Below are 25,914 nucleotides of genomic sequence, written 5' to 3'. Positions count from 1 at the left end.
TGAAGAGAAAAGGATGTCGATGAAACCCCGAATCGCAGTGCTGCCCGGCGACCCGAGCGGCATCGGCCCCGAGATGACGGTGAAGCTGCTGCGCCGCGCGCAGAACCTCGAAGCTGCCGAGCTGCTGCTGATCGCCGATCAGCTGGTGCTTGAAAGCGGCGAACGCATCGCAGGAGGCCCCGCGCTCGACCCCTTGAGACTGGAAAGCCTGGACGTGCTGCGCTTCGAGCCCGGCCGCCCCAGCCTGCTGGTGCAGAACACCATGGCCGGCAAGCCGCCGGTGCTGGGCGAATCGAATGCGCATTCGGGCAAGGCGTCTTTCGAGGCCATGCAACTGGCCACCGAAGCCGTGCGCCGCGGCGCGGTCGACGGCATCGTCTTCGCGCCGCTCAACAAGCATTCGCTGCGCCTGGGCGGCCTCGCGCACGAAGACGAGCTGCGCTACATGCAGGAGCGCTTCGATGTGCCGGGCTTCGTCTGCGAGTTCAACATCACCGGCAGCCTGTGGACCTCGCGTGTGACCTCGCACGTGCCGCTGAAAGACGTAGCGGCCCTCATCACCGGGCAGGCCGTGCAGGACGCCGTGCACATCATCCGCGGCGCGCTTGTCAGTGCCGGCGTGCCCGCGCCGCGCATCGCGGTCTCGGGCCTCAATCCGCATGCCGGCGACGGCGGCTCCATCGGCCGCGAGGAGATCGAGATCATCGAGCCGGCCGTGCGCGCGCTGAAGGCGCAGGGCATCGACGCGCGCGGCCCCTATCCGCCCGACACCGTCTTCATCGGCGCGCGCCGCGGCGACTTCGACGCCGTCGTCTCGATGTACCACGACCAGGGCCAGATCGCGATGAAGCTCATGGGCTTCGAACAGGGCGTGACGCTGCACGGCGGGCTGCCGGTGCCGGTGGCGACCTCGGCGAGCGGCAGCGCCTTCGACATCGCGGGCAAGGGCGTGGCGAACATCGAAGGCTTGCAAAAAGCCTTCGAGCTCTGCGTCCGAATGGCCGGCAGGGCAGGGTAAGTAAAGGCTGAGCGCGCGGAACTCAATGCGAGGCCGAGAGTGCCTCTGAAAGACTGCGCAACAGTGATGCGCCATCTCCCTGCCATGCGCTGCCGTGCATGCATGCAAGCGTGCGGGGCTCCTGCTTCGCGAGCCCGGCCAGCAATGCGGCCGTCTGCGGTGCATGCGCGTAATAGTCCATCTGGCGTCGAAACGCCTCGCTGGGGCCAAGGATGTCGCTATCGACCAGCGCCCGCTCACTGTTGCCCGGCTGCGTGAGGAGGTCGCCGCAGAAGAAGGTGCGCGTGTGCGTATCCATCATCAGCCCGCACTCCCAGCCGTGCGGAAGATGAGGCGTGTCGAACCAGCGCATCGTGTGGGTGCCGAGCGCGAGTTCTTCGCCATCGGCGAGCGCGCGCGGCGGGCGGTCGGCCATGTCACCCATCGAGACCATGGCCGCGATGCTGCTGCACAGGGGCACGGCCTGCGGCGCTGCGGCCAGAAACAGGTTCAGCGCACCGCACTCGTCCGCCTCGACATGGGACAGCCCGATATAGCGCAGGCGCTCGACCGGCATCACGCTTGCGATGGCTTCGCTCACCAGCGGGAAAAGCTGGCGCGGGCCGGAGTGGAACAGCAGCGGCTGGTCGTCGACCACTAGGTATTGGTTGAAGCTGAACAGGTTGCCGTCGGGCAGCGGCACGGGCGTGTTGATGCGGAAGATGCCCGAGGCGATTTCCTGCACGTTGGTGCCGGCCTGCGGATTCGTGATCATGCGCGTCTCCTGTGGGTTGTGGGCTGCAACTCGACGGGCAGGATGCGGCCTCTAGCTGCCATCAGACTTTGCACGCGCAACGACCGCTTCGCCCACCTGTCGTCCGATCTCCCAGCCGGACGTGATGTCGCTGCGGAAATGGATCCCCGCCCATAGGCGCGATTCTCCGAATTCCTGTACCCAGCCGTCGTACCGCGCGCGCTCGCGGGGAAACAGGTAGGTCAGAACGACAGTCGGTGCCTTGACGAGCGTAGCCGCATTGGACGGATAGGTCGGAAATGGCGGGGTCGGAATCACTGTGGTTATCGCCGCGTCGAACTGATTCGGGCGCGCTGTCCAGTAGTGGAACTTGGCGTCCTGCGAGGCGATCCAGCCCTCGTAGTGCGCGACGTGCACCAGCGTGTACGCACGCGCGGCACGTGGCGCACTGGCGTGCGCTCCGTCCTCCGCCAACCGGCGCCCCACCTCTTCGCTCAATCGAAACGCGACGCCCGGCTGCCCCAACTGTCCGAACTGCCAATAGCTCACCTTGCTGTTCGTGAACGGCGTGCGCTTGAAACCCTTGACTTCGGCAAGCTCCGCGGCGCGTTCAGGCGAGTCGTGCGCTGGAGGCGGCCCAGGGCGAAACTGGCTCGGAGAGTTGAGAACGAAGAGCTTCCAACCCACTTCGTCGACACCCACGGGATTGGTTCCCTTCCACAGACCTGGACCAGTGGGTACGGGGCCAGCCCATTTGCCGCCATCGAGCTTCATTCGCTCGATGACGCGTGCGGCGACGGCACGCCCGAGCTCCAGTCCCGCCTTGGTATCACTCGGAAAAGCCGCCCCCGCCATGACACGTGAGCGAGCGGCCTCCTCTGCCGCGCTGGTTATACGCTGCGCTTCTTTCGGATAGATATGCGCAAGAACTGCGGCAGCGGCACCTGCGGCCACGGAGTGCTCGCACGGATACGAGGGATTAGGGGGCGTGGCCACGGAAGCTGGAAACAGTCTGTCGATCTCACCAGGACGTTGACGGTGGTATGTGTACTTGGTGTCCCAAGCCGCGATCATCGCGTCATTGATCGCGATGTTCATCATTGCAAACGCACGCTGCACGGCTCCACCCGGGATTGGATTGGCCCCCGAGACGTCGATCAGCATTTCGTTCCATCGATGAGACGGCGACCAGAAGTCCCAGTACCGGATCCGCTCCTGGGCCGCGGAGTCCCGCTGCGCTGCAAATGTCCGCAGCTGCTCCAGCTCGGCGGCAGTTGCGGCAGCGTTCGGCGGAGGCTGCAGTCGGAGTTCCTGTCCGGAGGTCAATACCCACGTACGCCACGCGCCGGCACCTCGGTCGGCGAGCGGACCGGATGACTTGTCTGGCGGTGGGACGCTGGTTGCGCAAGCCGTCGCAAGCGCAAGCAACGAAGCAGAAACAGCGAACCTGGTACGCATGGGCGTCCCCTGTGCGAACGACGATCAGGTGAGTCGGACCCGCCGCGTGACTTGCCCGTTGCTTTCCCAGTAGGTGCGCTTCTTGGCGATGCGGGGATCCTCCATCGCTGGTTGGACATTCCCCTGGGTATCGACAGCACGTGAAGTGATGGCGTGTTCTCCTGGCGTCGCATTCGCCCACTCCAGGGACCAGAGCTTCCACGCAAAATCGGCTTGCTCACTCCGGTCCATGGTTGCTGCGACCCAGGGTCCCGCGTCGATCTGCACCTCCACGCGCGCTACGGATGGCCCCCACGCTGCACCGACGATACGGTATTTGCCGTTTCTGCCGGTGACCTTGGCCGGTACAGACTTGAGCAGGGCCCGACCCACGGACGTTTCCGTCCAGACGGTTTCCTGATTGCGCTGCTCTTCGCGGATCGTCACGTAGTCACGCGCCATGAAGCGGCCCATGAAGCGGGTGTCCCATACCTCGATGCGCTTCAGCCATTTGACGTTCGCAATGCCATACCAGCCTGGAGCGATAAGCCGCACGGGGAACCCGTGGGGCTGCGGAAGCGCTGCGCCGTTCATCTCATAGCAGAGCAGGTTGTTCGGGTTCATCGCATCGACCAGCGACATGCTGCGGGCAAAGTGCTGCGGCATCTTGGCCTGGCGGACTTCCTCCTCACCCGCGTCGCTCCCAACGAAGACGACTTCCATCCCTCGATTCAGCACCCCGGCTTCCTTGAGCAGTGGGGCGAGCGGCGTCCCCGCCCACCTGGCCGTGCCAATTCCGCTGATGAACCACGGGAACCCATGATTGCCGGAGCATTCGAGTGTGAAGACGACCTCTTTCCGAGGTCGGGCCTTGAGCGCGGGGAGCGTCAAGGTCTTGGGCTGCTTGACGAGCCCGGTGATCTCGAGGGCCCACGCCTTCTCGTCGATGACCGGCTTGTTGTAGTGCGCCACACGAAAGAACTTGTCGTTGGGCGTCAAAAAGGAACTCAGCTCTTCCCACTGGGGCAGATTCTCGACAACACCGCCACTCGGGTTCGGTGGCGGTTGATCCAGCCAGGGGATGACCTCCTCGCCCGGCCGGGCCGGGAAGGCCTGGGCAAGCAAGTGGGAATGCAGCAGCGCCAGACCGGCGAGCGCCGCACCGCCTTGCCGCATCAACTGTCGTCGTGCCATGTCTTTTGCATCCATTGCAGGTCTCCTTGATATAGAAGTGGAACCTGCATCGAACTTGATCTGGACTTCGTTGAGCATGGCAACTCCTTGGATCCGGGACTCGCGGCGCGAACCACCACGACTTCGAATAATCGGCGGCGCTTCATGGAAATACAAGAAACGGGAAGGCCTGGTAGACGAATAATCCAAGCCTTGCGTACCACCCCAGTGGCGCGCGTGATGTCACGGCTTCTTGCTGAGCTCCATCACCATGCGGGTGAGCAGGTAGAAGCGCGGCACCACGCTCTCGACCTCGGCATATTCGTCCGGCGTATGAATGCCACCGCCGACGATCCCGAAGCCATCGAGCGTGGGAACGCCGACATCGGCGGCCAGGCTCGCGTCGGCGGCGCCGCCGGAGCCCTCGATGGTGAGCTTCTTGCCGATTTCGGCGTAAATCGATTCGGCCGTTTTGACCAGCGCGTCGGACTGCGGCGTGCGCGGCATCGGCGGCAGGCCGCGCGACAGCATCGTCTTGACCTGCGTGTCGGCGATCAGCTTGCTTTGCGAGACGCGGGCCAGGTCGCGCTCGATGCGATCGAACTCTTCGCGCGTCACCGCCCGCACGTCGCCCCTGGCAGATGCGTTCTCGGGGATCACGTTGGTGGCGCCGTTGGCGGTCAGCACGGTGAAGTTGATCGTGGTGAGCTTTTCCGCATCGCCCAGCTTGCCGAGCTGCAAGACCTGATGGGCCACCTCCGTGGCAGCGTTGCGACCTGCGTCCGGCGCCACGCCGGCATGGGCCGCGCGCCCCTTGACCTCCACCGTGGCCGTGGCGCTGCCCTTGCGCCACACCACCAGGCCGTCCGCCGGGCGGCCGGGCTCCAGGTTGAGGGTGACATCGTGTTCCCTGGCTACGCGGCGGATCAGCGCCGTGGTGTCGAGCGAACCCACCTCTTCGTTGGTGTCGATCAGGAAGGTGATGCGGCCGTAGTCCTTGAAGTTCATCGCTTTCAGGATCTTGATCGCGTACAGCCCCGCGACCACGCCGCCCTTGTTGTCCATCACGCCGGGGCCGTAGGCGCGGCCGTCCTTGATGTAGAAGGGCTTGGCCTTCGCCGTGCCGTCGGCGAACACCGTGTCGATGTGCGCCATCAGCAGGATCTTGCGGGCGCCGGTGCCCTCGAAGGTCGCGACCACGTTGGTTCCGGGATGCGGCGTAGCCGGAAAGGTTTCGATCTTTCCGCCGAGCTTTTGCAACTCTTCGACCACCACACCCCGCACCTTCTCGAGGCCTGCGGTGTTGGCCGAGCCGGAGTCGATGTTGACGAGGCGTTCAAGCAGCAACAGCGCTTCGTCCTTGTAGCCTGCAGATCGGTCGAGAACTTCCTTGTGGGGCTGGGCATGAAGCGTGGACACCAGCATTGCCGCGCCGAGCCCCAACAAGAAACGAGGCAGCCAACGTGCCGCAGGCGCACAGGTGGTCGATGCGAATGTCATCGGGAAATCCTTCGTTGAACAGAGACGCGGGAGTCTAGGCCAGGTTTTCTCCGAGACCAGCCGTCTGAGCTATGCGGTCCGATCTTTCACAGCCCTGATCGCTCGGCGATAGATCAAGACCATGGAAACCAGACCAAAAAAAGACGCCATGGTCGAGGCCAGCGCGATCGCAAACAGTACCCCCGGCACTGCATCGTCCGTGGCAAGGAGCGCGAGAACCAGGCAGGCTGCCCACAGTGCACCCCAGCGCAGGATGTAGATGTCCATGTACGTTTTCAGCCAGACGTAGTTCCGGCTCCTGATCGCCGCACGCTCAGGCGCACTTGCATGGGCCGGAGTCGGCTCCAAAGCGGAAGTCGGCGACCAGAACCGGATCCAGACAGAGCCGGCATTGGCGTTTTCCTTGGAGGGTGTCATCAGGCCTCCAGCCTAATCCTTCTCGCAAACCCTCTGCGCGCGAAGCAGGTCGAAGACGGCAACGAGGAAACGTTCGACGTCGAGTACGGCCCAACCACGAAATCAGGCGGGAGGCCATCGGTAGCCCACCAGGTTTTCCTTGGGCCTGGACGTGATCCGAACGGCATTTCCGACGTTGCCGCCCAGGCAAAGAATGTAGGTCGCGGTTTGGCCCAGGTAGAGGCACGAATAGGCCTGCCCGCGCGACGGGGACGCATCACTTTCCGGGCGCTTGAAGATCGCCACGGCGCCTTGCTTGGGTTCCTTCAGCTCGCTCCCCCACGTCAGCCACGCGATATTGCGACCATCATCCACGCCGGGAACGCCCGACGCTTTCATCACCCAGTTGAGGAAGAGCGCACTCCAAGGAAGCATCGTGTCGTCAGTGACATTCTTGAAATGAGGTGAGGAATGGATGTATTCAAGAATGCGTGGATTGGACTCGGGCCCTGGGATCTCTGACTGGCCCAGTTCGGCCAAGGCAAGCTTCAACCAGGGCGGTGCCGGTATCGCCGCGGTCCCGACCGACAACGGCGCTTCGATCTCCTTCGCCGCGCTCTTCAGATTCGCCGAATCCTTCTTCACCTCTTCGCTGGCCGCGCCTCCGGACTTTGCGGCAGCGGTCTTGGCCATGGCGTCTGCAATGGCGACCAGCGTCTCGGCAGTCACCTTGATTTCAGTACCCGGCGTCGGCTGCGGCTTGCCTCGAAACCAGCCGGAGGCCGTGGTCCAGATCGTGTCGACGTTCTTGACGAACGCGGCCGTTCCAGCGACGACGGTCACGACGATGGCGATCCAGGATGCCAGCTTCCTGAAGCTCAGACGGCGTTGTGAATCCGTGCCATCGGTCAGCACAGCGGTCGATAGCGAGTCCTTGTCACTGGTTCCCATCGCACCTCCTCGGAGTTGCCCGAGATTTTGCCGCAGGGGGCTGATCACTCGTCTATCCCTTTGGCTAGATCGACAGACATAGTCCTTCAGGCCGCTTCGTCAGATTCTGCGTGAGATGCAGAATTTGCCGCGAACCAGTCCCCGTCACTCGCGAAAGGGCATCCCATGCTCACCGACCTTCAACTCGCGCAGATCATGCTCCACGCTTCGCAGAAGAAGCGCCTCCTGTACGTCGACCCGCTGAACGCGGCGATGGAGGAATTCGAGATCAACAATCTGCGACGAACATCCGCATTCATCGCGCAACTGGCGCACGAGTCGGGCGAGTTCAACTTCATGGAGGAGATCTGGGGGCCAACGCCGGCGCAGAAGCGCTACGAGCCGCCGAGCGACCTGGCACGGACGCTCGGCAACACGCAGCCCGGTGATGGCAAGCGCTTCAAGGGCCGCGGCCCGATTCAGTTGACTGGCCGCGCCAACTACCAGAAGTTCGGCGATCTGCTCGGGGTCGACCTCGTCGGCCAACCCGAGCTGGCCGCCGCGCCGGAGCTGGCGTTCAAGACGGCGGGGCTGTACTGGAAGCGCAAAGGGCTCAACGAGCTCGCCGATGCGGACAACTTCACCGAGATCACGCGCAGGATCAACGGCGGCCAGAACGGCGCGGCTGAAAGGGTTCGCTTCTACGAGCGGGCCAAGCTGGTGCTGGCCCCCTCCTTTCCGGCCGCGAGCGCCAGACATGCCAAGGCAAAGACCGCGAAGACGTTCGCGGAGCCGGCCGATGCATTGATGCGCGGCGCTGAGTCAATCCAGCTGGAGCCGCCGCCGCCGGCCTTTGTGCCGCCGCCTTCCGAATCGCTCGCAGTGCGGCCGGACACGCTCGACTTCCGCGACCTGATGTACACGCCCACGCTCATCGAGGTGCCGACCCACATTCCGCTGGGCGAGTACCTGGAGCACAAGGTGCCGATCCTGAACCAGGGCAGCGAAGGCGCGTGCACCGGCTTCGGCCTGGCGACCGTCGCGAACTATCTGCTCCAGCGCAGGCGGGTGGTGCCTGACAGCGTTCCCGTCAGCCCGCGCATGCTGTACGACCTGGCGCGCCGCTACGACGAGTGGCCCGGCGAGAACTACAGCGGCTCGAGCGCGCGCGGCGCGATGAAGGGCTGGCACAAGCACGGCATTTGCTCCGAGGAGCTATATCCCTACCAGCCCGGCAAGGTCGACCGCCGGGGCATGACCGAGCAGCGCGTGGCAGACGGCATCCGCCGGCCGCTGGGCGCCTATTTCCGCGTCAACCACAAAGACCTGGTCGCCATGCACGCGGCCATCGCCGAGGTCGGCGTGCTCTATGCGACGGCCACGGTCCACGAGGGATGGGCCAGCGTAGGGGCCGACGGCCTGATCGTGCAGTCGGAGGTGATCACCGGCGGCCATGCTTTCGCCATCGTTGCCTATGACGATCAAGGTTTTTGGCTGCAGAACTCCTGGGGTCCGACATGGGGCCTGCGCGGCTTTGCGCGGGTCACCTATGACGATTGGATCGCCAACGGCACCGATGTGTGGGTGGCCCGCCTGGGAGCGCCGGTGACGCTGCGCGCGAAGCAATCGGCCGCCGCCACGCATTCGGCCACCGCCAACCAGAGCGTGGCCTATTCCTTCGCAGACCTGCGGCCTCATATCGTGAGCGTCGGCAATGACGGGGAGCTGAAGGCGGGCGGCGACTACGGCTCGACGCCTGACGAGCTCAGTCACATCTTCGAGCAGGACATCCCGACGGCGACCCACGGTTGGAAGAAGCTGCGGGTCCTTCTGTATGCCCATGGCGGGCTGGTGAGCGAACAGGCCGCGGTGCAGCGCCTCGCGGAATACCGACCGGAGCTGTTGAAGGCTGAGGTCTACCCGCTGGCCTTCATCTGGCGCACCGACTACTGGACCACCTTCTCGAACATCCTCAAGGACGCGGTCAGCCGTCGACGGCCAGAAGGCGCGCTGGACGCCACCAAGGACTTCATGCTGGATCGGCTCGACGACGCGCTGGAGCCGCTCGCCCGCGTCTTGAGCGGCAAGGCCGCCTGGAGCGAGATGAAGGAGAACGCCGTGCGCGCCGCCAGCCAGGGCTGTGCCTCGACCTTGGTCGTCGATCACCTGAAGAAGCTGGCGAAAAAGGCCGAGAAGAACGGCCAGGCTCTCGAGATCCATCTCGTGGGCCACAGCGCGGGCTCGATCCTGCACGCGCCGATCGTCAAGCTCCTGGCTGCGCGCGGCCTGCCGATCGAGACCTGCACCCTGTGGGCGCCGGCCTGCACGGTCGAACTCTTCAAGGAGTTCTACGTGCCGGCGATGGAATCAAAGACGCTCCGCAAGCTGACGGTGTATGCGCTCAAGGACAAGACCGAGCGTGATGACGACTGCGCCAAGATCTACAACAAGTCCTTGCTCTACCTGGTCTCGAATGCCTTCGAGGGCCAGGCGCGCATCCCGTTCTTTCGCGATGGCGTGCCGATCCTCGGGATGGAGAAAGCCTTTGATCCCGCCTTGCGCAAGATCTTCAATGCCCACGGCGCCGAACTCGTGCTCACGCCCAACACCGAGCCCGACGATTCGCTGAGCGCATCGGAGGCCATGCACCACGGCGACTTCGACGACGACAAGAAGACAGTCATGTCGACCTTCAGGCGCATTGCGGCAGGCGCCGGCAAGGCGCAGGCGAAGCTCGCGGTGAAGCTCCCGGACATGGCGATCCCGATTCGCAGCGCCAAGCCGATGTTCCCGCACACCGAATCGTCGCTGCGCGATCGGCGCATGCAGATCGACCAGCGCACTCGGGAGAGGGTGTAGCGGCGTGCGCGAGGTGCCCGACGGTTGGCGAGGGCAGGCCACTTCGGCGCTTGCGACTCGCACCGGGGCCGCCGCCTTCAACCTCCCCAGCCGGGAGGAGGCGATGCATCGCTGCTGCGCGTACAACCGGCGCATCGAGCCCACCTCAGGAGATAGGCCATGGCCACCACCAACTCCATCGATGGCGACATCGTGAAGCGAGCGATCGTGCAGATCAAGGAGGAGATCAAGCGCAAGCGCGAGCGCATCCGGACGATGCCGGCGCTGATCCTGAAGCTCAGGGACGAACTCGCGACGCTCGAGAGCGAACTCGAAACCGACCTTGCCCAGCTCAAGGCCTTCGAGGAGCAGTCCTCGGCGACCTGCGGGCATATCTCGGTCGACGCGGCACCGCCATCGCAAGGAGCGCGCTGGTTGTGGGGCCTCCTGCCCGACCTCAGGCGCCCGACGCTCCCGCACGCGCCCACTGCACTGCCGCCACCGTGAATGAGAGCGCAGCCAGCACCCCCATCACCGTGCGCAGGTGGTTCCACCGAACCCAGGGCCCCACATAGGCCGGCCATTGCACCGCGGCAACCACTGCAGACGCCTCGGCGCGCGCCAGCGTGTTGTTCATGGGCACATTGAAGACCATCGTCACCCCGAAGGTCCCGATCAGATAGGCCGCTGCTCCGATGAGCAGCCACCAGGTGGCCGCATCGTTCGCATGCAGCAGCGCCCGCAGCACCAGCACCCCGCACAGCACCGCGGTGCCGACGAACACGCCGAGAAACACCGGGTTCTGGATCGTCACGTTGATGTTCTGCATCGCGGCCATCCCCTGCTCGGGCGGCAGCTGCGACAGCGCCTTCATCACCGAGGTCGAGAAGGCGAAGAGCAGGCCGGCGATGACGGCCGAGCCGACGGCGGCGAGCACGGTAAGGGGGAGCATGAGTGCGTTCAGGGTTGCCATGTGGTTTGCCTTCTGCAGTGCGTTCCTGGAATTGCAAAGGTCGCTATTGGGCCCTGGCGGTGCGTGAATTTCAATCACGTGTCGTCCCGGCCTCGTGCTTCATCGTCCAGGTTGCGACACCGCGCGCATGTCGCCAATCTCCAAGACGTGCGCTGCGCGCCTGCCCGACACTGGCCACGCCCCTCGAGACTCCCCCATGCATAGCCCTTCCTCCGCCATCCTCGCCCAGGCCAGCGCCATCGACGCGCCGATCGCGCGGCAAGGCTACGTCGACGCCTTTCGCGGCCTCCTGATCGCGCACATGGCGCTGGACCACGCCTCACTGATGTTCAACGCCGGCCGGGCCGGCGAAGAACTGGCCGCGGCCGCGGCGCCCGTGCCCGGCGACCTGCTGCAGTTCCTGACGCGCTTCACGGGCGTGCCGGTCGCGCCCGCCTTCTTCTTCATGGCCGGCTTCATGGTGGCGCTGACCAGCGCTGCGCGCGAGCAGCGCGGCCTGCCGCATGCCGAGGTGACGCGGCGGCTGATCCTGCGCGGCCTGGTGCTGATCGCGGTGGACGCGCTCGTCATGGGCCTGCCGCGCGCCGCCATGGGCTTCTATTCCTTCGTGGTGCTCAGTTCGATCGGCGCGGCCATCATCATCCTCGCGCTCGTGCGCGACGCGCCGGGCAAGCTGCTGCTGGCGGCGGCGATCGCGGTGCTGGCGCTGCACCCGCTGCTCGACGTGTCGGCGCTGCCGCTGCCCTTGCGGGCGGTGCTCTACGAGCCGGTTCGAAGCGGCGCGTTTCGTTCGCTTTACCCGGTGATCCCCTGGGCCGCGATCGCCGTCGTGGGCTTCGTCGCGGGCCGCGACGCGCTGCACCGCCTGCAGCCGGCGCGGTTCTGGCTGGGGCTGGCCGGCGTCTGCCTGGCGCTGTTTCTCGCGATTCGCCTGGCTGGCGGCTATGGCAATGCCTACGCGTACACGAACGTCGCCAGCCTGGCGTTCTGGAACTTCGCCAAGTACCCGCCGGACCTGCCCTTCCTTGCCTGTTCTTTCGCCGCGATCTTCGCGGGCCTGGCCGTGCTGTGGTGGGTCACGCGCAGCGGCCTGCCCGTTTGGCTGCGTCCGTTCGTGGTCTTCGGCCGGGTGCCGTTCTTCTTCTACGTCGTCCATTTCTACGTGCTGGGTCTGGCCGCGGCCGTCGTGCACACGAAGTGGGGATTGGCGCAAACCTATCTGATCTGGCTGCTGCTGCTGGCCCTCATGCTTTGGCCCTGCGCCTGGTACTACCGCAAGAAGCGGGACCGGCCGAACTGGGTCACACGCTACGTCTGACCCTCGCCAGCGCTACTGCCGCGCCGCATCGGCCGTCTGCGCCTCGGCATCCCGAAGCCAGTTGTCGATGAGGGTGTAGGACACCGCCAGCATGACCGGCCCCACGAAGATGCCGACCAGCCCGAAGCCGAGCAGCCCGCCGATGACGCCCGCGAAGATCAGCACCAGCGGCAGGTCGGCGCCGCGCCGGATCAAGAGCGGGCGAAGGAAGTTGTCCATCGTGCCGACGATCACCGTCCACACCAGGAGGAAGATGCCCCAGCCGGTCGATCCGCTCCAGAAGACCCAGATCACCGCCGGCGCCAGCACCAGCGTCGGCCCGACCTGCACGATGCACAGCATGAACATCACGGCCGTGAGCAGGGCTGCGAATGGCACGCCCGCAATCGCAAGACCGATGCCGCCCGCCACCGCCTGGACGAAGGCCGTCACGCCCACCCCCAGCGCCACGCCGCGGATCGCCTTGCCGGCCAGCACCACCGCGTCTTCCCCGCGCTGGCCGCCGAGCTTGAGGCCGAAGCGCCGGACCACCGCCGCCGCCGATTCGCCGCCTGCATACATCATCCCGGCGATGACGACCGTGAGCAGGAACTGCAGGGTCAGCGCACCCACGACGCCGGCCTGCGCGAACAGCCATCCCGTGACCTGCCGGATATAGGGCGTGACCTTCGCCTCCAACCCTGCCACGCCCGATGCCACGAGTTCATTCCAGGCCATGGCGAGCCTCGGCCCGACGATGGGCAGGCGCTCCACCCAGCCGGGCAACTGGGGCGGGCCCCGGCTGATCAGCAACCTGATCCATGCGACGACTTCCTCCGCATTGGCGGCGATGGTCGAGATCGCCAGCGTGAGCGGCAGCACGAACAGCAGCAGCAGGATCAGCACCATCGCGGCCACCGCCAGGCTGCGGCGCCTCCACAGCCGCGCCTGGATCCAGAGGAAGGCCGGCCAGGTCGCCACCACGACCATCGCGGCCCAGATCGTCGCGCCCAGGAAGGGGCGGAGGATCCAGAGCGAGGAGCCGATGAGCAGCACCAGGGTCAGGACGCCGAAGGTGGTCTTGGCGAGGTCAGGGCGGGGTTCGGACATGGTGGGGGTTGGGTGAGGGGAAGTGCGCCTATTCTCCTGGCAGCCAAAAAATGGCATGCTGCCTTCCTTCGTTCGCCTGGAGGCAATCCCATGGCTGCTCGTTCCATAGCGTCGCTGTCGCTCGGCTTCGGCTTGGTGTCGATCCCCGTCAAGCTGTATTCGGCGACGGAGAGCTCGGCGACCATCCGCTTCAACCTGCTGTCGAAGGACGGCTCGCGCGTGAAGCAGCAATACATCTCCGAGAAGGACCAGACGGTCGTGCCGCGCACCGAAATGGTCAAGGGCTACGAGTTCGAGAAGGACCGCTACGTCATCTTTAAACCCGAGGAGCTCAAGGCGCTGGAGGAGGGCGGCAGCCACGTGATCGACATCGTGTCCTTCATTCCCGAGCAGGCGGTCGACCCGCTCTACTACGACAAGGCCTACTTCCTCGCGCCCGACAAGCGCGGCGGCAAGCCCTACAACCTGCTGAAGGCCGCCATGCAGCAGAGTGGGCGCTGCGCGCTGGCACGCTGGGCCTGGAAGTCCAAGCAGTACGTGGTGCAGGTGCGCGCCAACGACGACGGCCTGGTGCTGCAGCAGCTGCTCTTTGCCGACGAGGTCCGGTCGATGAAAGACCTGGAGATCGAGCAGCTCCCGCCGCCCTCGGCCGCCGAGCTCAAGCTGGCGCTGCAGCTCATCGAGCAGATCTCCGCCGACGACTACGAGCCCACGCTCTTCGAAGACGAAGAGAAGAAGCGCATCCTGGTCGCGATCGACGCCAAGATCGCCGGCCAGGAAGTGGTGGCGGTCGAGCATCCGGAAGATGCTGCCGCCGGCGCCCAGGTCATCGATCTCACCGAAATGCTGCGCGCGAGCCTCGGCCGCGCCGTCAAGCCCGGCGCGAAGCAGCCCGCACCCGCAGTCGAAAGCAAGGGCGCAAAGCGTGCTCCCCGGGCGGCAAAGGTGGCCGAGGCCGCGCCGCCGGTGCGCGCGCGCATGAAGAAGTGACGAACAGCGCACCGCTCGAAAGCACGCACCCCTACACCTTGCGCAGCGTCCGGCAGATGCTGGGCCTGACCCGGCATGCCGTCTCGAAGCTGATCGAACTCGGCTTCGTCGACCCGTCGCGCGGACCCGGGCGCGCCTTGCGCTTTTCGTTTCGCGACGTCGTGCTGCTGCGCTCGGCGCACGACCTGCGCGTGGCGCGCATTCCCACGCGGCAGATCCTGCGCTCGCTGCGGCGACTGCGCGACACGCTGCCGCCCGAAGTGCCCGTGAGCGGCCTGCGCATCACGGCCGCCGGCGACCGCATCACGGTGCGCGAAGAGAACGCGCAGTGGGAGCCCGACACGGGCCAGCTCGTGATGGACTTCAGTGTGGCGCCGTCGACCGGCTCGGTGAGCTTCATCTCCCAGCGCGCCGCCGAGCCGGCGACGCCCGAGTCCGACGACCTCGAAGACCTGTTCGAAACGGCGGAAGAGCTGGAAGCCTCCGACCCCACCGCCGCCGAAGACACCTACCGCCTCATCCTCGAGCAGGACCCGGCCCACGCCCACGCCTACCTGAACCTCGGCTTCATGCTGTGCGAGGCCGGCCGCAGCCGCGAGGCCGTGGCGCTCTACGACGAGGGCCTCGCGCACTGCCCCGACGACCCGCTGATGCACTACAACCGCGCCGTCGCGCTCGAGGACCTCGGCCGCGTGGCCGCCGCGCTCGCGAGCTACGAGGAATGCCTGCGCCTGCAGCCCGACTTTGCCGACGCGCACCAGAACGCCGGGCTGCTCTATGCACATGCCGGACAGAAGCAGATGGCCATCCGCCACTTCAGCGCATTCCGGCGGCTGCAACCGCGGGTCTAGCCGGCGGCGACCGCGATGCCCCGCGCCGACCCGCTCAAGAAATACAAGGCCAAGCGCAACTTCGCGCTCACGCCGGAACCTGCGGAGGGCGGCACCGAAAGCATGCACGCGCGGCAGTTCGTCGTGCAGAAGCACTGGGCCACGCGCCTGCACTACGACGTCCGGCTCGAGCTCGACGGCGCGATGAAGAGCTGGGCCGTGCCCAAGGGCCCGAGCTACGACCGTCAAGTGAAGCGCATGGCCGTGCACGTCGAGGACCACCCGATCTCGTACAACAGCTTCGAAGGCACCATCCCGCCGAAGCAGTACGGCGCCGGCAAGGTTGTCATCTGGGACAAGGGCACCTGGACGCCGATCGGCGACCCGCACGAGGGCTACCGTGACGGCGACCTCAAGTTCGAGCTGCACGGCTACAAGCTGCGCGGCAAGTGGGTGCTGGTGCGCATCAAGAGCAAGGAAGAAAAGCAGAACGCCTGGCTGCTCATCAAGGAGCGCGACGCCTACGAGCGCCCTTCGGCCGAGTTCAGCGTTGTCGACGAGTTCCCGGACAGCGTGGCCGACCTGCCGATGCCCAAGCCGGAATCGGCCGCACCCGCGCCCGCACCGGCAAAGAAGCGCGCCGGTGCGCGCGGCATGCCCGCGGGCGCGGTCAAGGCAGAGATGCCGCAGAAGCTGTCGCCGCTGCTGGCCACGCTGGTCGATGCGCCGCCGGCCCGGCCGAGCGAATGGATCTACGAGATCAAGTTCGACGGCTACCGCATGCTGGCGCGCATCGATGCAGCCCAGGGCGTGCGGCTCATCACGCGCAACGGCCACGACTGGAGCAGCCGCATGCCGCACCTGGTGCAGGCGCTCGCGCGCATGAAGCTCAAGCCCGGCTGGCTCGACGGCGAGATCGTCGTGCTCGCCGAATCCGGCCGGACCGACTTCCAGGCGCTGCAGAACGCCTTCGAGAGCGCCAGGACGCAGGGCATCGAGTTCTTCCTGTTCGACGTGCCGTACTACGACGGCCACGACCTGCGCGGCGTGCCGCTGTTCGAGCGGCGCGAGTTCCTGCGCGCGCTGCTCGCCGAGGCGCCGGCCGGCATCCGCCTGAGCGAAGCCTTCGATGCGGCGCCGAAGGACATCATCGCCTCGGCCTGCAAGCTCGGACTCGAAGGCATCATCGGCAAGCGCAAGCAGAGCGGCTACAGCGCGCGCCGTTCGACGGACTGGATCAAGCTCAAGTGCAGCCAGCGGCAGGAGTTCGTCATCGGCGGCTACACCGACCCGAAGGGCTCGCGCATCGGCATCGGCTCGCTGCTGCTCGGTGTTCACGACGACAAGGGCGATCTGGTGTACGCCGGCAAGGTCGGCACCGGCTTCAACGACCGCTCGCTCGCGGACATGTTGACGCGCTTGCAGAAGATCGAGATCGACCAACGCCCCTTCAAGAACAGGACCGAAGACGAACGCAACGCCCACTGGGTCAAGCCCACGCTGGTGGCGGAGGTCACGTACTCGGAGTGGACCGCCGGCGGCCACATCCGGCATGGCGTGTTCGAGGCGCTGCGCGCCGACAAGCCGGCCCGGGCTATCGTGCGCGAGAAGCCCCTGCACCTGGTGGACGCCGATGTCGAGCAGCAGCAGCCCATCGCGCACACGCTGCCGCCGAAGCTCAAGGTTACCCACCCGGAGCGCGTGATCGACCCGAAGAGCGGCGTGACGAAGATCGAGCTGGTGCGCTTCTACGGCCTGATCGCGCCGCTGATGATGGAGCACCTCAAGGGCCGGCCGGTGTCGATCGTGCGCGCGCCCTCCGGCATCACGGGCGAGCTGTTCTTCCAGAAGCACCTGGACAAGGGCAGCATGGAAGGCATCCGGCAACTCGACCCCGCCATCTGGCCGGGCCATGAACAGATGATCGAAGTCGCGACGCCCGAAGGCTTGCTGTCGGCCGCGCAGATGAACGTCATCGAGTTCCACACCTGGAATGCCGTGAAGACCGCGACCGGCAAACCCGACCGCATGACCTTCGACCTCGACCCGGGCGAGGGCGTCGGCTGGCCGGCGGTGCAGCAAGGCGCCGAGGTCGTGCGCGTGTTCCTCAACGAGCTGGGCCTGGTGTCTTTCTGCAAGACCAGCGGCGGCAAGGGCCTGCACGTGGTGGTGCCGCTGCGCAAGCATCACGACTGGGACACGGTGAAGGATTTTTCGGAAGCCATCGTGCGCCACCTGGCCCGCACCTTGCCGATGATGTTCGTCGCCAAGAGCGGCCCGCGCAACCGCGTGGGCAAGATCTTCATCGACTATTTGCGCAACGGCTTCGGCGCCACGACCGTCTGCGCCTGGTCCGCCCGCGCGCGGCCGGGGCTCGGGGTGTCGGTGCCCGTCGAGTGGGCGGAGGTGCAGCACCTGACGAGCGGGGCGCAATGGACGGTGCGAAACATCCATACGCGGCTGGACAAGGGGAACGAGCCCTGGAAGGACTATGCGAAGTCGGCGCAGGGGATTGGGCCGGCGATGAAGATGCTGGGGTTTCGGGGATGAGGGGCCTTGCTCCCTCTGCCTCCGGGAGAGGGCCGGGGTGAGGGCACGCGGCCCGTGCGCGCGTCGATCGGCTCGCCCGGGGCTCGTCGACCACGATAGGCAGGGCGTTCAACTCGGAGCAGAATGCTTCCGGGTGCAGACCTTCGACGGCAATGTCTGCTGACCCAAAGGCATCTCCATTCGGGAAGCACCGCGAGCGACTTCAACGGAGGACGCAATGCGAACGACTCATTGGCTGATGACGGCAGTCCTTGGACTGCTGCTTGCGGGCTGTGCGGGCATCAGAACCGCTCCGACACCGGAAGCGCGACAGGCTTTGGCTCCAACCGGCAAGCTTCGCGTTGGACTCCAGCTTGGCAATCCCTTGAACGTGGTGCGGGACTCCGTGTCGGGTGAGATGAAGGGGGTCGGATTCGACCTCGGAAAAGAGATGGCCCGGCGCATAGAGGTTCCGTTTGAGCCGGTGCTGTACCCATCGATCGGAGCCCTTCACGACGGCGGGAGATCCGGGGCTTGGGACGTCGCCCAATTTGGGTTCAGTCCCGAGCGGGCGAAGGAGTGGGATTTCAGCGCGCTGCACCTGGAAGTCGAATTCGGCTACCTCATCCCTGGCGGTTCTTCGATCTCAACAATGGCTGATGTGGATCGCCCCGGGACTCGAGTTGCCGTGCAGGAGAAGTCCGGACCCGATGTCTTTTTTACTCGCACGCTGAAGAATGCTGTGGTTGTCCGAGCATCAAGCAACCCTGGCGCATTGGAGGCGCTGAAATCCGGGAGAGCGGACGTCATGGGCAGCATCAAGCCGATCCTGTTCGAGATGTCGAATCAATTGCCTGGTTCTCGAGTCCTCGACGGTCGACCAGGCATCGATCCGCACGCGATGGCGATGCCGAAGGGACGGGATCTCGGAGCGGCATACACGCGCCAGTTCATTGAGGACGCGAAGTCCGAGGGTCTGATCAAAGCCGCGATTGAGAGAGCCGGTTTACGCGGCGTGATTGTCGCTCCGCTCAAATGATGCTCTCTAGCCGCGGCTCCGCGCCCGGCATCAGCCGGATCGGCTCCGAGCGCTCTTCCTGTTGCCCTCGGTGCGCGGGGTATCCGTACCCGCCGAGGCACTGCCACCGTTCGCCTGATCGACCCACTGCAAAGCGTCGACATACGACATGAAGCGGTGGAGGTACTCCGGCGACAGTTCACGCATCAACATGAGCGATCGATGCACGAGGTGACGCGAGTTGAGGGGGCCGGCGTTCTGCGGCACCGTCGCCAGCGACTGCGTTAGCCGTCGATCGGCGCTGAGCCTTGACCAGGTGCTTCTGAAGTAGCCGAGCGTCTTCAGTGCGCTGTCCCCATAGGACGACGCATGCCGGCCGACGTGGTCGACGAGCTCCGCGAGCGCCCCGCGATGGGGTTGGCCTTCCCGCGTCGTGGTGCTGTCCGCGCATGGAGCCCTTTCGAGATCCTCGTCATACGCCGCAAGCAGCTTGGCCACCCTGTCGTCCAGGATGCGACGCGCATCGCCGCCGTGCGCAGCCGCCCGCCTGGCCAGCGCTTCGATAAAACGAAAGCGGACCGGATCGAAGCGATGATCGCCACGCTCGCGCCGTGCATCGATCATGGCGCCGGTTGCGCGTGTCCCCTCGCTACTCACGGGACTTCATGCTTGCGTTGGACGGTCTCGGCGTGGGCGCCATTTCCACGCGCCGGTTCCTGGATCGTCCGTCGGCATCGGCATTCGACGCCACCGCCTGCTCGGAACCGAAGGCTGCGGCAAATACCGAGGACGACGCGATGCCTTCCTCGATCAAGGCCCGGGTCACCGTCAAGGCCCGCTGAGCCGACAGCTCCCAGTTGTCGGCGAACTGGCGGTTGCCCCCCCGCACCTGCCGGTCGTCGGTGAAGCCGCTCACCATCAGGATATCGTCGCGGCCCTGGAGGTAGGCGGCCAGCGGTGCGCTCAGGCTCTTCAACAGTTGCCGGCCTTCGGGCTGCAACTCGGCGGAGTTGACGGCGAACAGCACGCTGCCGCTGATGCCGATGCGCCCGTTGTTCAGCGTCACCCGGCCCGCCGCCAGCGGCCCCGCGAGGGCCTGCTCGAGGGCCTGCAGTCGCTGCGCTGCAGCCTGCCGCTGCCTGACCTCGGCTTCCAGCTTCGTCGTGAGGTCCAGCTGCATGCCGACCACGCACACCAGGATCAGCACGAAGGCGCCCAGCAGCCCCGACATCAGATCGCCGAACACGGCCCATACCGGCACCGTCGGCTCCAGGCCGGCGTCGACGTCCTCCGTCATCACGCTTCGCTGCCCACCGGCGCCCGGCTGCTGGCGAGCTGCTGCAGATCCTCGACGATCTGCTTCTGCGACATGATGCTCAGGTCGATGACTTCTCTGGCCTGCGCCACGTAGTAGTCCAGCTGCTCGTCACTGCGCGCGATGGACTTGCCGAGCGCGCCTTCGATGCGCTGCAGATGGGCCACCAGCTTGTCGTTCGATTGGCTGAACAGCTGCACCGCGAATCCGAATGCCTCGCCCAGGCTCGCCACCTCGACGGCACTGCCGGTGATCTGTGCGGCGACGTCGGCCATCTTCCCGGTTTCCGCGTCGACCTTTTCCGTGAAGCGCGTGCCGACACGGTCCAGCAGATCCGCCGACGCAGCGACCAGCGCGTCGATCGCCGAGCGCTGTTCGGTGGACGCATGGTTCACGCTGTCGAGCAGGGTCTGCAGCGTTTCCAGAATGCGGCCGCGTTCCTCCAGCATCGTGTTGTCGCGCGCCATGCTGTCGGAAAGCTTCTGGCGCAGTTCGGCAATCACCTCGGCCGCGGCCCGGGGGGCTTCCGAGGCGGCATGCACGAGTTGGGCGATCTCGGCGATCGTGTTGCTCGCGTGCGCTTCCGTCCGGGCCGATATCTCTTCGGCGGTCTGCGCCAGCGTCTTGCAGAGCTGCTGCTGCTGGCTCTCGCTGCGCGCGCCCGCCTGCTGCCATTCCTGCTGCAGCGACACGGCCATTGCCTCGAGCGCATCGGTCCAGGCCGCCAGCCGCTGCTGGTCGCGCGACGCCATCTCCGCCTGCAGGTCGGCCTGCGCCTGGGCCACAGTGCGCAGCTGTGAAGCCGTATGCTGCTCCAAGCGGGTCGACAGCCCTTCCAGTTGCCGCTGCACGCCGTGCTCGATGGTGCCGTGCAAGGAGGTCGCCTCGCGCGCGATCCCGGCCATCGTGGCTTCGACGACCGGCTGGATCGTCGCGCCGGCAACGCGGGCGCTCTCGGTCAGGCTCTCCTTCAACGAGCGGTCGACGGAGGAGGCCAGGCTTGCATACGCGGCCTCGGCCTTGCTGTGGAAGCTGTCCTGGCTGGAGAGCAGGCGCTCGTTCAAGGCCTGGCTCTGCCGCTCCATCGTCGCCATCATGGCCTGCAGCCGATCGACCAGCTCGGGCATCGCCTGGCCCTGTCGCTGCAGCAGCTTGAAGGACTCCTCGCGCTGATGGGCCAGGGAGAAGGCACGCAAGGTGGTCGCGATGCGCGTGTCGAGCAGCTGCGCGGCCTGCAGCCTGTCGCGCCGGCACAAGGCGGAGACGAGGCCCAGCATCGCGGACGCGGCCACGCCCGCAACGGACGTGCCGAAGGCCAGCCCCAGCCCCTTGACCGGGGCGGCCAGGGAGGAGCGGATGGCCTGCAGGTCCGACGCGCTCTCCAGCGCAATCCCGGTGCCGTTCAGCGTGACCACCATGCCGAGAAAGGTGCCCAGCATCCCCAGCAGCACCAGCAGCCCCGCGAGGTACGGCGTCAGGGCCGGGCCGGGCAAGCCGACGCGCTCACCCTCGATGCGCAGGCGCACCGCGTTCCGCAAGGAAGGATGCAGCTGGTCGAGCCAATGGCCCAGGCTCGCCGGGGGATCGGGCATGTCCGCCAAGGCGCGTGCCAGGGTGGACGTGGCCTGGTGGAAGCGGTGCAGTTCCAGCGCGCCCATCAGGTAGAACGCGCCGACGAGCAGCGTGATCACCAACGCCAACGGGTTCGAGCCGATGTACCCGGCGCCGACCCAACAGACGGCGGCCAAGCCCACGAAAAAAGCGAAGTGTTGAAGAAATCTAGTCATTCACTCTTGCGAAGGGCTTCGAGCAGCCCTTCGACCGGTTGCAATCGAATATCCAGCTCGGCAAGCAACACGCTTTGCATGTCCTTGCAGAAAACGTTTGACCAGCCTTCGGGCTGGGCCCCGCTGTCGGCCTGGCGCAAGCGCCCGAAATGCTTTTCGAGCAACCCGGGCACGGTCGACAGCAAGCGCTGCTCGTGCGCACCCAACGCCTGTTCCATGACGGCATCCACGGCAGCAAGCCGGGCCATGGCGGGCGACCTGACCGCCAGCTTCGCCCGAAGACGACCGCGCAAGGGCTCGATGGCCGCCTCGATCGCCTGTTGCCTGGCAAGGTAGCGCCGACGGTATGCGGAGAAATCGGCCCCGAGTGCGCTGTCTGCGGCGATGGCTTTCGCCAACGCGGCTCGCACGCGGGTGCATTCGGCTTGCTCGGCGCTTGCGGAAGCGCGCGCGCCGGATGGCGCAGTCGCCGCACCGCCATTCAACGCCGCGGACAGCGAGATGGCGTCGGTCCAACGGAGCCATTCACCCAATCGATCCGCGAAGCCTTGTTTGGATTCGGGAACGTCGGTGTCGGTCAGTTGAGCGAGCAAGCGAATGAGCGCCGATCCGGTGAAACCTGTGCGCCGTGACACTTGCACCATACCGCCAGAAGGGGAAAAGCCCGGCAGTCTACACCGCGCACTCGCGCCGGACGGGCTGGCCGAGTCGCCTCTGTAACGAGACGTCACCAGCCTGCGCCGCCGCCCAGCAGGGCGCGCCTGGCCAGCAGAAAGGTCGCCGCATTCCAGCTCTGCCCGGCCATCCCCATCGGCGCCAGCGTGCGGCCGTGGAACCACTCGGTGAAACGCCAGTCGCCGAGCTCGTTCACGCGCGCCAGTCGCGCGAGCTCCTGCCAGGCCATTGAGTGCAGGCCCACCCGGGCCAGCGCCATCACCCAGAAGCCGCCGACGAAGGGCCAGATGCCGCCGTTGTGGTACTGGTGCACCATGTTCTGCTGATGGCGAGCCATATACGGCCGCCACAGCGCATGCTGGCGCGACAGCGGATGCAGCACCACACGCACAGGGTAGGGATCGCAGGCACGCGCCGCGCTGATGGTCTTGACGATGCGGCGTGCCATGGAGGAATCGGCCAGCCCGCTCTGTATGGCCAGCACGTTGCCGAACACATCCCCCTCGTCGCCGACGACCGAGAGATTGACGAAGCTGAGGTACAGGCCCGGGTCGCGCCGGCCGCGGCGCGCATAGTGCCGCAGCAGTCGGGCGCGATGGTACTCGGGCAGGTTGCGCTGGAACGGATTGAACAGGTGGTTGAAGTGGTACTGCGTCGCCTCGGCCTCGTCCATTGCGTAGCGGCGCTTGACCTCGTACCAGAGTGCGTTGCTGTACAGCACGTAACCCGAGCGCGGCATGATGTCGGCCCAGTCGCTGGCCTCGTTCTGTTGCAGCAGCCGAAAGTGCTGGTGCTCCTGCGCCAGCAGCCAGCCGAGCGCGCGGCCTGCCTCGCGGCCCCAGTGCGAGCGACCGACGCGGCCATGGCGGCGCACATGATCCACCGCGATCAGCCACCACAAGGTGGCGTCGATGCAGCCCAGGTACCAGAAGTCGGCATCGCGGCCTTCCGGGTCGACGTATTTGGGGATCTGCCCATTGGCCGCCTGCTGTGCCGCGAGCGCGTCGAGGCTGGCCACCGCTCCCTGCTCCAGCAGCGGCACACCGCTGCCGCACATCGCCATCACGCAGATCGCGGCGTCGCGCCCGAAGATGCGCGTGTAGCGCCGCGCCTCGGCCGCCTCGGTACGGCTCGCGGCCAGGATGCCGTGCGGCGTCAGGTTGCGTTGCAGCAGTTCGAGTGAAGCCTGGGAGCAGGTGTCGATCAGCGCGAGCGTGGGGGCGTCTAGGTTCTTCATGGGGGCGTAGGGGGCGGTGGGGCGCCGCTTGGCAGCGGAAGCCGCCGTTGACTTTGAACGAATCCCCTCCCGTTTCTGGCGAAGATCGCGACGCGGCAGCAGTCAGTCGATCCAGGGACCACCAAGCATTGCTTGGATATACGCCGCGACCTTCACCAGGTCCTCGTCAGACATCGGGATCGGGGGGGCGTCGACAAGGTGCTCGGCGACCAGGTGCAGCTTTGCCGATGCGTTGGGCTGCTCCTGGAGCAAAACCGCGATCGCCGCGGTTTGGGCGACAGCTCGCAACTCGAGCGAACGCAGTCGCGCGTTGACTTCTTCCATTTCCATTTTGTCCCTCCTCCCCGGGTCCAAGTTGAGGAATCTGGATTCTGCTTCGAAAAAGGGCGGGCACGTCAACGGGTCCGCATCCGGTACTGCCTCAGCCCGCCCCATCCGCTGCGACAGAGCTTTCGCATGCAATGGCTGCGGACGCGCGTTCTTGAAGGGCAAGTTCAGAGTCCCGAATCCGCCGGAGGACAGACCTTAGCTCGTTCTCCTCCACATGGGTCAGCTCAAGCGCCAGGCTCCCGAACTCAGCTTGGTAGCAGGGCAACATCAACGCCGCTGTGAGCGCGTGGACGTCATTGCCGCGTGCAATGTACGCATTGCACGCAGCAATGCTTCGATAGATTTCGAGCGCCCGTGCTACTCGGCCGGAACCTTGCTTGCTTGTCTTACTGGTCATCGCCGGCTCCTTGTGGCGCGCCTCGGATGGCGCCGCAAGACAACTCTATTCACTCGGGAGCGCAGCGCGGAGTAACAAGATCGTCGTGAATCTGACCGCTGCACCCGTGGCGTGCGATGGCGATGAGGACTCCTGAATTGGCGCATCGCCCCATGCACGGCTTATCCGTGCTCGTGGGACCTTGACGCCTTCTGCTCCGGGACAGTCACGGCGATTGTTTCGCTGGCAAGGATCTTGTGACTTGGATCGGCAAGTTCGATCAGCATCTTGTGCACGCCAGGCTTCAAACCCACCACGATGATGGGATCGCCGCTCGTGTGGGCCCAGGTGCCGGGCCGATCGTCGACTGTCACGTGAAGGTGGCCGACACGGGGCGATACCTCGGCGGCGTTCTTGCCGAAGACCGGGATGATCCGCAGGTTCTCGGTCCGGTGCTGAACGATGACGACGCCCCGAGCCAGAGGCTCGACCAACGGCGGATACACAACGAGTTTCGGCGGCGGTTCCGATTCGAGCGGAATGACAGCCGCGGGACGGCCGATATCCGTGGCAGTTTGCGCGGCAGCTTGCGCCCAGGCTGCGACGCAGAAAACAGCGGCGGCAGCGGCGACGGCAAGGTGTCTGAAAGCAGATGGCATGACGTTTTCTTTCGCAGAGGGTTGGTTGACGACGGCCGAATTTTCAGTGGGGATCTGAGCCTCCGGAGCGCAGAACGTATGCCTCTGTATCGGCACGAGAAATCAACACAGTACGTTTCATCTTGGGTTTGCGCGCCGCCCACGCGCCATGCGCCGCACGCCGGCAGTCGTTCTGTGCGCCACTGTGTCTGACAGGCGCGAGAACACACGGGAATGCAAATCGACGGCCGCTCGACACATCGCAGATACGAGCGCCGTCTCCAATGCACTCTTCAACTTTTTGAAAGCCAGCCATGAAGACCTATTTCGCCATCGCATCGGCCAGTGCGGCGCTTGTCAGCCTGTTCGTGTTCTTGTCCCCTGCCTACGCCCACATGCCGCAGGCGCAGCCGCCGGGAATCGCGCGCACCGATCTCCAGCGGCACGATCTCACCGCGCCGGGACGCGAAGTCGTCCAGGTGCGCGTCGATTTCGCCCCCGGGGTGGTGGCTCCCAAGCACAGCCATCCGGGCGAAGAGATCGTCTATGCCATCGAAGGCTTGCTGGAGTACCAGCTCGAGGGCAAGCCGCCGGTGACGCTCAAGGCCGGTGAGGTCCTGTTCATTCCGGCCGGAGCGAACCACAGGGTGACGAACGTCGGCAGCGGCAACGCGGCGGAGCTCGCCACGTACATCGTCGAAAAAGGGAAGCCGCTCGTTGTGCTGGGGAAGTGAGAGACCAGCTTCGGGCCCCTTGTTGTCCGTCGACCTCCGCATCTGAACTT

The 25,914-nt window shown here is 65.8% G+C and carries 25 protein-coding genes; 9 read left to right on the top strand and 16 right to left on the bottom strand.

Features of this window, described 5'->3' with window-relative positions:
• Positions 1 to 19: 19 nt before the first annotated feature.
• Positions 20 to 1,018: a 4-hydroxythreonine-4-phosphate dehydrogenase PdxA gene (locus ACSQ9A_RS24850; RefSeq protein WP_436305597.1), complete on the top strand. Its 999-nt coding sequence runs from the start codon at positions 20 to 22 to the stop codon at positions 1,016 to 1,018.
• A 22-nt stretch (positions 1,019 to 1,040) separates the two neighbouring features.
• On the opposite strand, the gene ACSQ9A_RS24845 is transcribed toward ACSQ9A_RS24850, so the two are convergent.
• The 6 genes from ACSQ9A_RS24845 to ACSQ9A_RS24820 form a co-directional block, all read right to left on the bottom strand.
• Positions 1,041 to 1,772 (bottom strand): MBL fold metallo-hydrolase, encoded by a 732-nt coding sequence (locus tag ACSQ9A_RS24845; protein ID WP_436305596.1) that lies wholly within the window; start codon positions 1,770 to 1,772, stop codon positions 1,041 to 1,043.
• A 51-nt stretch (positions 1,773 to 1,823) separates the two neighbouring features.
• Entirely contained in the window at positions 1,824 to 2,915 is a 1,092-nt protein-coding gene (locus ACSQ9A_RS24840) for a phosphatase PAP2 family protein (protein ID WP_436305595.1), read from the bottom strand.
• A gap of 318 nt (positions 2,916 to 3,233) precedes the next feature.
• A complete protein-coding gene (locus tag ACSQ9A_RS24835; protein ID WP_436305594.1) occupies positions 3,234 to 4,460 on the bottom strand; it encodes a sulfite oxidase in 1,227 nt (408 codons plus the stop codon).
• A gap of 144 nt (positions 4,461 to 4,604) precedes the next feature.
• On the bottom strand, positions 4,605 to 5,786 hold the full coding sequence (locus tag ACSQ9A_RS24830) for a glutamate carboxypeptidase (protein ID WP_436306357.1): 1,182 nt from the start codon (positions 5,784 to 5,786) through the stop codon (positions 4,605 to 4,607).
• A gap of 144 nt (positions 5,787 to 5,930) precedes the next feature.
• Complete coding sequence (locus tag ACSQ9A_RS24825) at positions 5,931 to 6,278, bottom strand: hypothetical protein (RefSeq protein ID WP_436305593.1); 348 nt, start codon at positions 6,276 to 6,278, stop codon at positions 5,931 to 5,933.
• A 102-nt stretch (positions 6,279 to 6,380) separates the two neighbouring features.
• Positions 6,381 to 7,208 carry a TIGR02594 family protein gene (locus ACSQ9A_RS24820; RefSeq protein WP_436305592.1) on the bottom strand — a complete coding sequence of 276 codons (828 nt, stop codon included), beginning with the start codon at positions 7,206 to 7,208 and terminating at the stop codon, positions 6,381 to 6,383.
• A 165-nt stretch (positions 7,209 to 7,373) separates the two neighbouring features.
• On the opposite strand from ACSQ9A_RS24820, the gene ACSQ9A_RS24815 reads away from it, so the two are divergent.
• Both ACSQ9A_RS24815 and ACSQ9A_RS24810 read left to right on the top strand, forming a co-directional pair.
• A complete protein-coding gene (locus ACSQ9A_RS24815) occupies positions 7,374 to 10,046 on the top strand; it encodes a C1 family peptidase (RefSeq protein ID WP_436305591.1) in 2,673 nt (890 codons plus the stop codon).
• A gap of 159 nt (positions 10,047 to 10,205) precedes the next feature.
• Positions 10,206 to 10,532 carry a hypothetical protein gene (locus tag ACSQ9A_RS24810; RefSeq protein ID WP_436305590.1) on the top strand — a complete coding sequence of 109 codons (327 nt, stop codon included), beginning with the start codon at positions 10,206 to 10,208 and terminating at the stop codon, positions 10,530 to 10,532.
• Here ACSQ9A_RS24810 and ACSQ9A_RS24805 read toward each other — a convergent pair.
• Entirely contained in the window at positions 10,483 to 10,998 is a 516-nt protein-coding gene (locus ACSQ9A_RS24805) for a DUF1772 domain-containing protein (protein WP_436305589.1), read from the bottom strand. The two genes, ACSQ9A_RS24810 and ACSQ9A_RS24805, sit on opposite strands and share 50 nt — an antisense overlap.
• A 196-nt stretch (positions 10,999 to 11,194) precedes the next feature.
• Here ACSQ9A_RS24805 and ACSQ9A_RS24800 point away from each other — a divergent pair, with 196 nt between their 5' ends.
• Positions 11,195 to 12,316: a heparan-alpha-glucosaminide N-acetyltransferase domain-containing protein gene (locus tag ACSQ9A_RS24800; RefSeq protein WP_436305588.1), complete on the top strand. Its 1,122-nt coding sequence runs from the start codon at positions 11,195 to 11,197 to the stop codon at positions 12,314 to 12,316.
• Positions 12,317 to 12,328: 12 nt separating this feature from the next.
• On the opposite strand, the gene ydiK is transcribed toward ACSQ9A_RS24800, so the two are convergent.
• The gene (ydiK, locus tag ACSQ9A_RS24795) at positions 12,329 to 13,405 is read right to left on the bottom strand and encodes an AI-2E family transporter YdiK (protein WP_436295250.1); all 1,077 of its coding nucleotides are present in this window, start codon (positions 13,403 to 13,405) and stop codon (positions 12,329 to 12,331) included.
• Positions 13,406 to 13,495: 90 nt separating this feature from the next.
• Between ydiK and ACSQ9A_RS24790 the strand changes: the two genes are divergently transcribed.
• From ACSQ9A_RS24790 to ACSQ9A_RS24775, 4 genes are all read left to right on the top strand, one after another.
• Complete coding sequence (locus ACSQ9A_RS24790; RefSeq protein ID WP_436295251.1) at positions 13,496 to 14,395, top strand: Ku protein; 900 nt, start codon at positions 13,496 to 13,498, stop codon at positions 14,393 to 14,395.
• Entirely contained in the window at positions 14,392 to 15,246 is an 855-nt protein-coding gene (locus ACSQ9A_RS24785) for a tetratricopeptide repeat protein (protein ID WP_436305587.1), read from the top strand. The genes ACSQ9A_RS24790 and ACSQ9A_RS24785 overlap by 4 nt, the downstream gene beginning before the upstream one ends.
• Positions 15,247 to 15,261: 15 nt before the next feature.
• Positions 15,262 to 17,775: a DNA ligase D gene (ligD, locus tag ACSQ9A_RS24780; RefSeq protein WP_436305586.1), complete on the top strand. Its 2,514-nt coding sequence runs from the start codon at positions 15,262 to 15,264 to the stop codon at positions 17,773 to 17,775.
• A 217-nt stretch (positions 17,776 to 17,992) separates the two neighbouring features.
• On the top strand, positions 17,993 to 18,793 hold the full coding sequence (locus ACSQ9A_RS24775) for a transporter substrate-binding domain-containing protein (protein WP_436305585.1): 801 nt from the start codon (positions 17,993 to 17,995) through the stop codon (positions 18,791 to 18,793).
• Positions 18,794 to 18,823: 30 nt separating this feature from the next.
• Here the strand turns inward: ACSQ9A_RS24775 and ACSQ9A_RS24770 are convergent, their stop codons facing one another.
• The 8 genes from ACSQ9A_RS24770 to ACSQ9A_RS24735 all read right to left on the bottom strand — a co-directional run bounded on the left by ACSQ9A_RS24770 (position 18,824) and on the right by ACSQ9A_RS24735 (position 25,151).
• Positions 18,824 to 19,396 carry a DUF2894 domain-containing protein gene (locus ACSQ9A_RS24770; protein ID WP_436305583.1) on the bottom strand — a complete coding sequence of 191 codons (573 nt, stop codon included), beginning with the start codon at positions 19,394 to 19,396 and terminating at the stop codon, positions 18,824 to 18,826.
• 25 nt (positions 19,397 to 19,421) lie between these two features.
• The gene (locus tag ACSQ9A_RS24765) at positions 19,422 to 20,069 is read right to left on the bottom strand and encodes an OmpA family protein (protein WP_436305582.1); all 648 of its coding nucleotides are present in this window, start codon (positions 20,067 to 20,069) and stop codon (positions 19,422 to 19,424) included.
• Positions 20,069 to 21,874, bottom strand: a complete 1,806-nt coding sequence (locus tag ACSQ9A_RS24760) for a hypothetical protein (protein WP_436305581.1) — start codon at positions 21,872 to 21,874, stop codon at positions 20,069 to 20,071. Before ACSQ9A_RS24760 ends, ACSQ9A_RS24765 begins: the two co-directional genes overlap by 1 nt.
• Positions 21,871 to 22,518, bottom strand: a complete 648-nt coding sequence (locus tag ACSQ9A_RS24755) for a DUF3348 domain-containing protein (protein ID WP_436305580.1) — start codon at positions 22,516 to 22,518, stop codon at positions 21,871 to 21,873. Before ACSQ9A_RS24755 ends, ACSQ9A_RS24760 begins: the two co-directional genes overlap by 4 nt.
• An 83-nt stretch (positions 22,519 to 22,601) precedes the next feature.
• Positions 22,602 to 23,786, bottom strand: coding sequence for an amylo-alpha-1,6-glucosidase (locus ACSQ9A_RS24750; protein ID WP_436305578.1), 1,185 nt, complete (start codon positions 23,784 to 23,786; stop codon positions 22,602 to 22,604).
• Between the two features lie 102 nt (positions 23,787 to 23,888).
• Positions 23,889 to 24,116 (bottom strand): hypothetical protein, encoded by a 228-nt coding sequence (locus ACSQ9A_RS24745; RefSeq protein WP_093103798.1) that lies wholly within the window; start codon positions 24,114 to 24,116, stop codon positions 23,889 to 23,891.
• 91 nt (positions 24,117 to 24,207) lie between these two features.
• Positions 24,208 to 24,513 carry a hypothetical protein gene (locus ACSQ9A_RS24740; RefSeq protein ID WP_436305577.1) on the bottom strand — a complete coding sequence of 102 codons (306 nt, stop codon included), beginning with the start codon at positions 24,511 to 24,513 and terminating at the stop codon, positions 24,208 to 24,210.
• A gap of 161 nt (positions 24,514 to 24,674) precedes the next feature.
• Positions 24,675 to 25,151, bottom strand: coding sequence for a DUF6130 family protein (locus ACSQ9A_RS24735; protein WP_436305576.1), 477 nt, complete (start codon positions 25,149 to 25,151; stop codon positions 24,675 to 24,677).
• Between the two features lie 293 nt (positions 25,152 to 25,444).
• Here ACSQ9A_RS24735 and ACSQ9A_RS24730 point away from each other — a divergent pair, with 293 nt between their 5' ends.
• The gene (locus tag ACSQ9A_RS24730; protein WP_436305575.1) at positions 25,445 to 25,864 is read left to right on the top strand and encodes a cupin domain-containing protein; all 420 of its coding nucleotides are present in this window, start codon (positions 25,445 to 25,447) and stop codon (positions 25,862 to 25,864) included.
• The last annotated feature ends 50 nt before the right edge of the window (positions 25,865 to 25,914 follow it).

Source organism: Variovorax sp. LjRoot290, from assembly GCF_964253985.1.
Classification (GTDB): Bacteria; Pseudomonadota; Gammaproteobacteria; order Burkholderiales; family Burkholderiaceae_C; genus Variovorax.
Note: the sequence above shows the minus strand (reverse complement) of the source record. Positions and strands in the feature narration are given on the sequence as shown.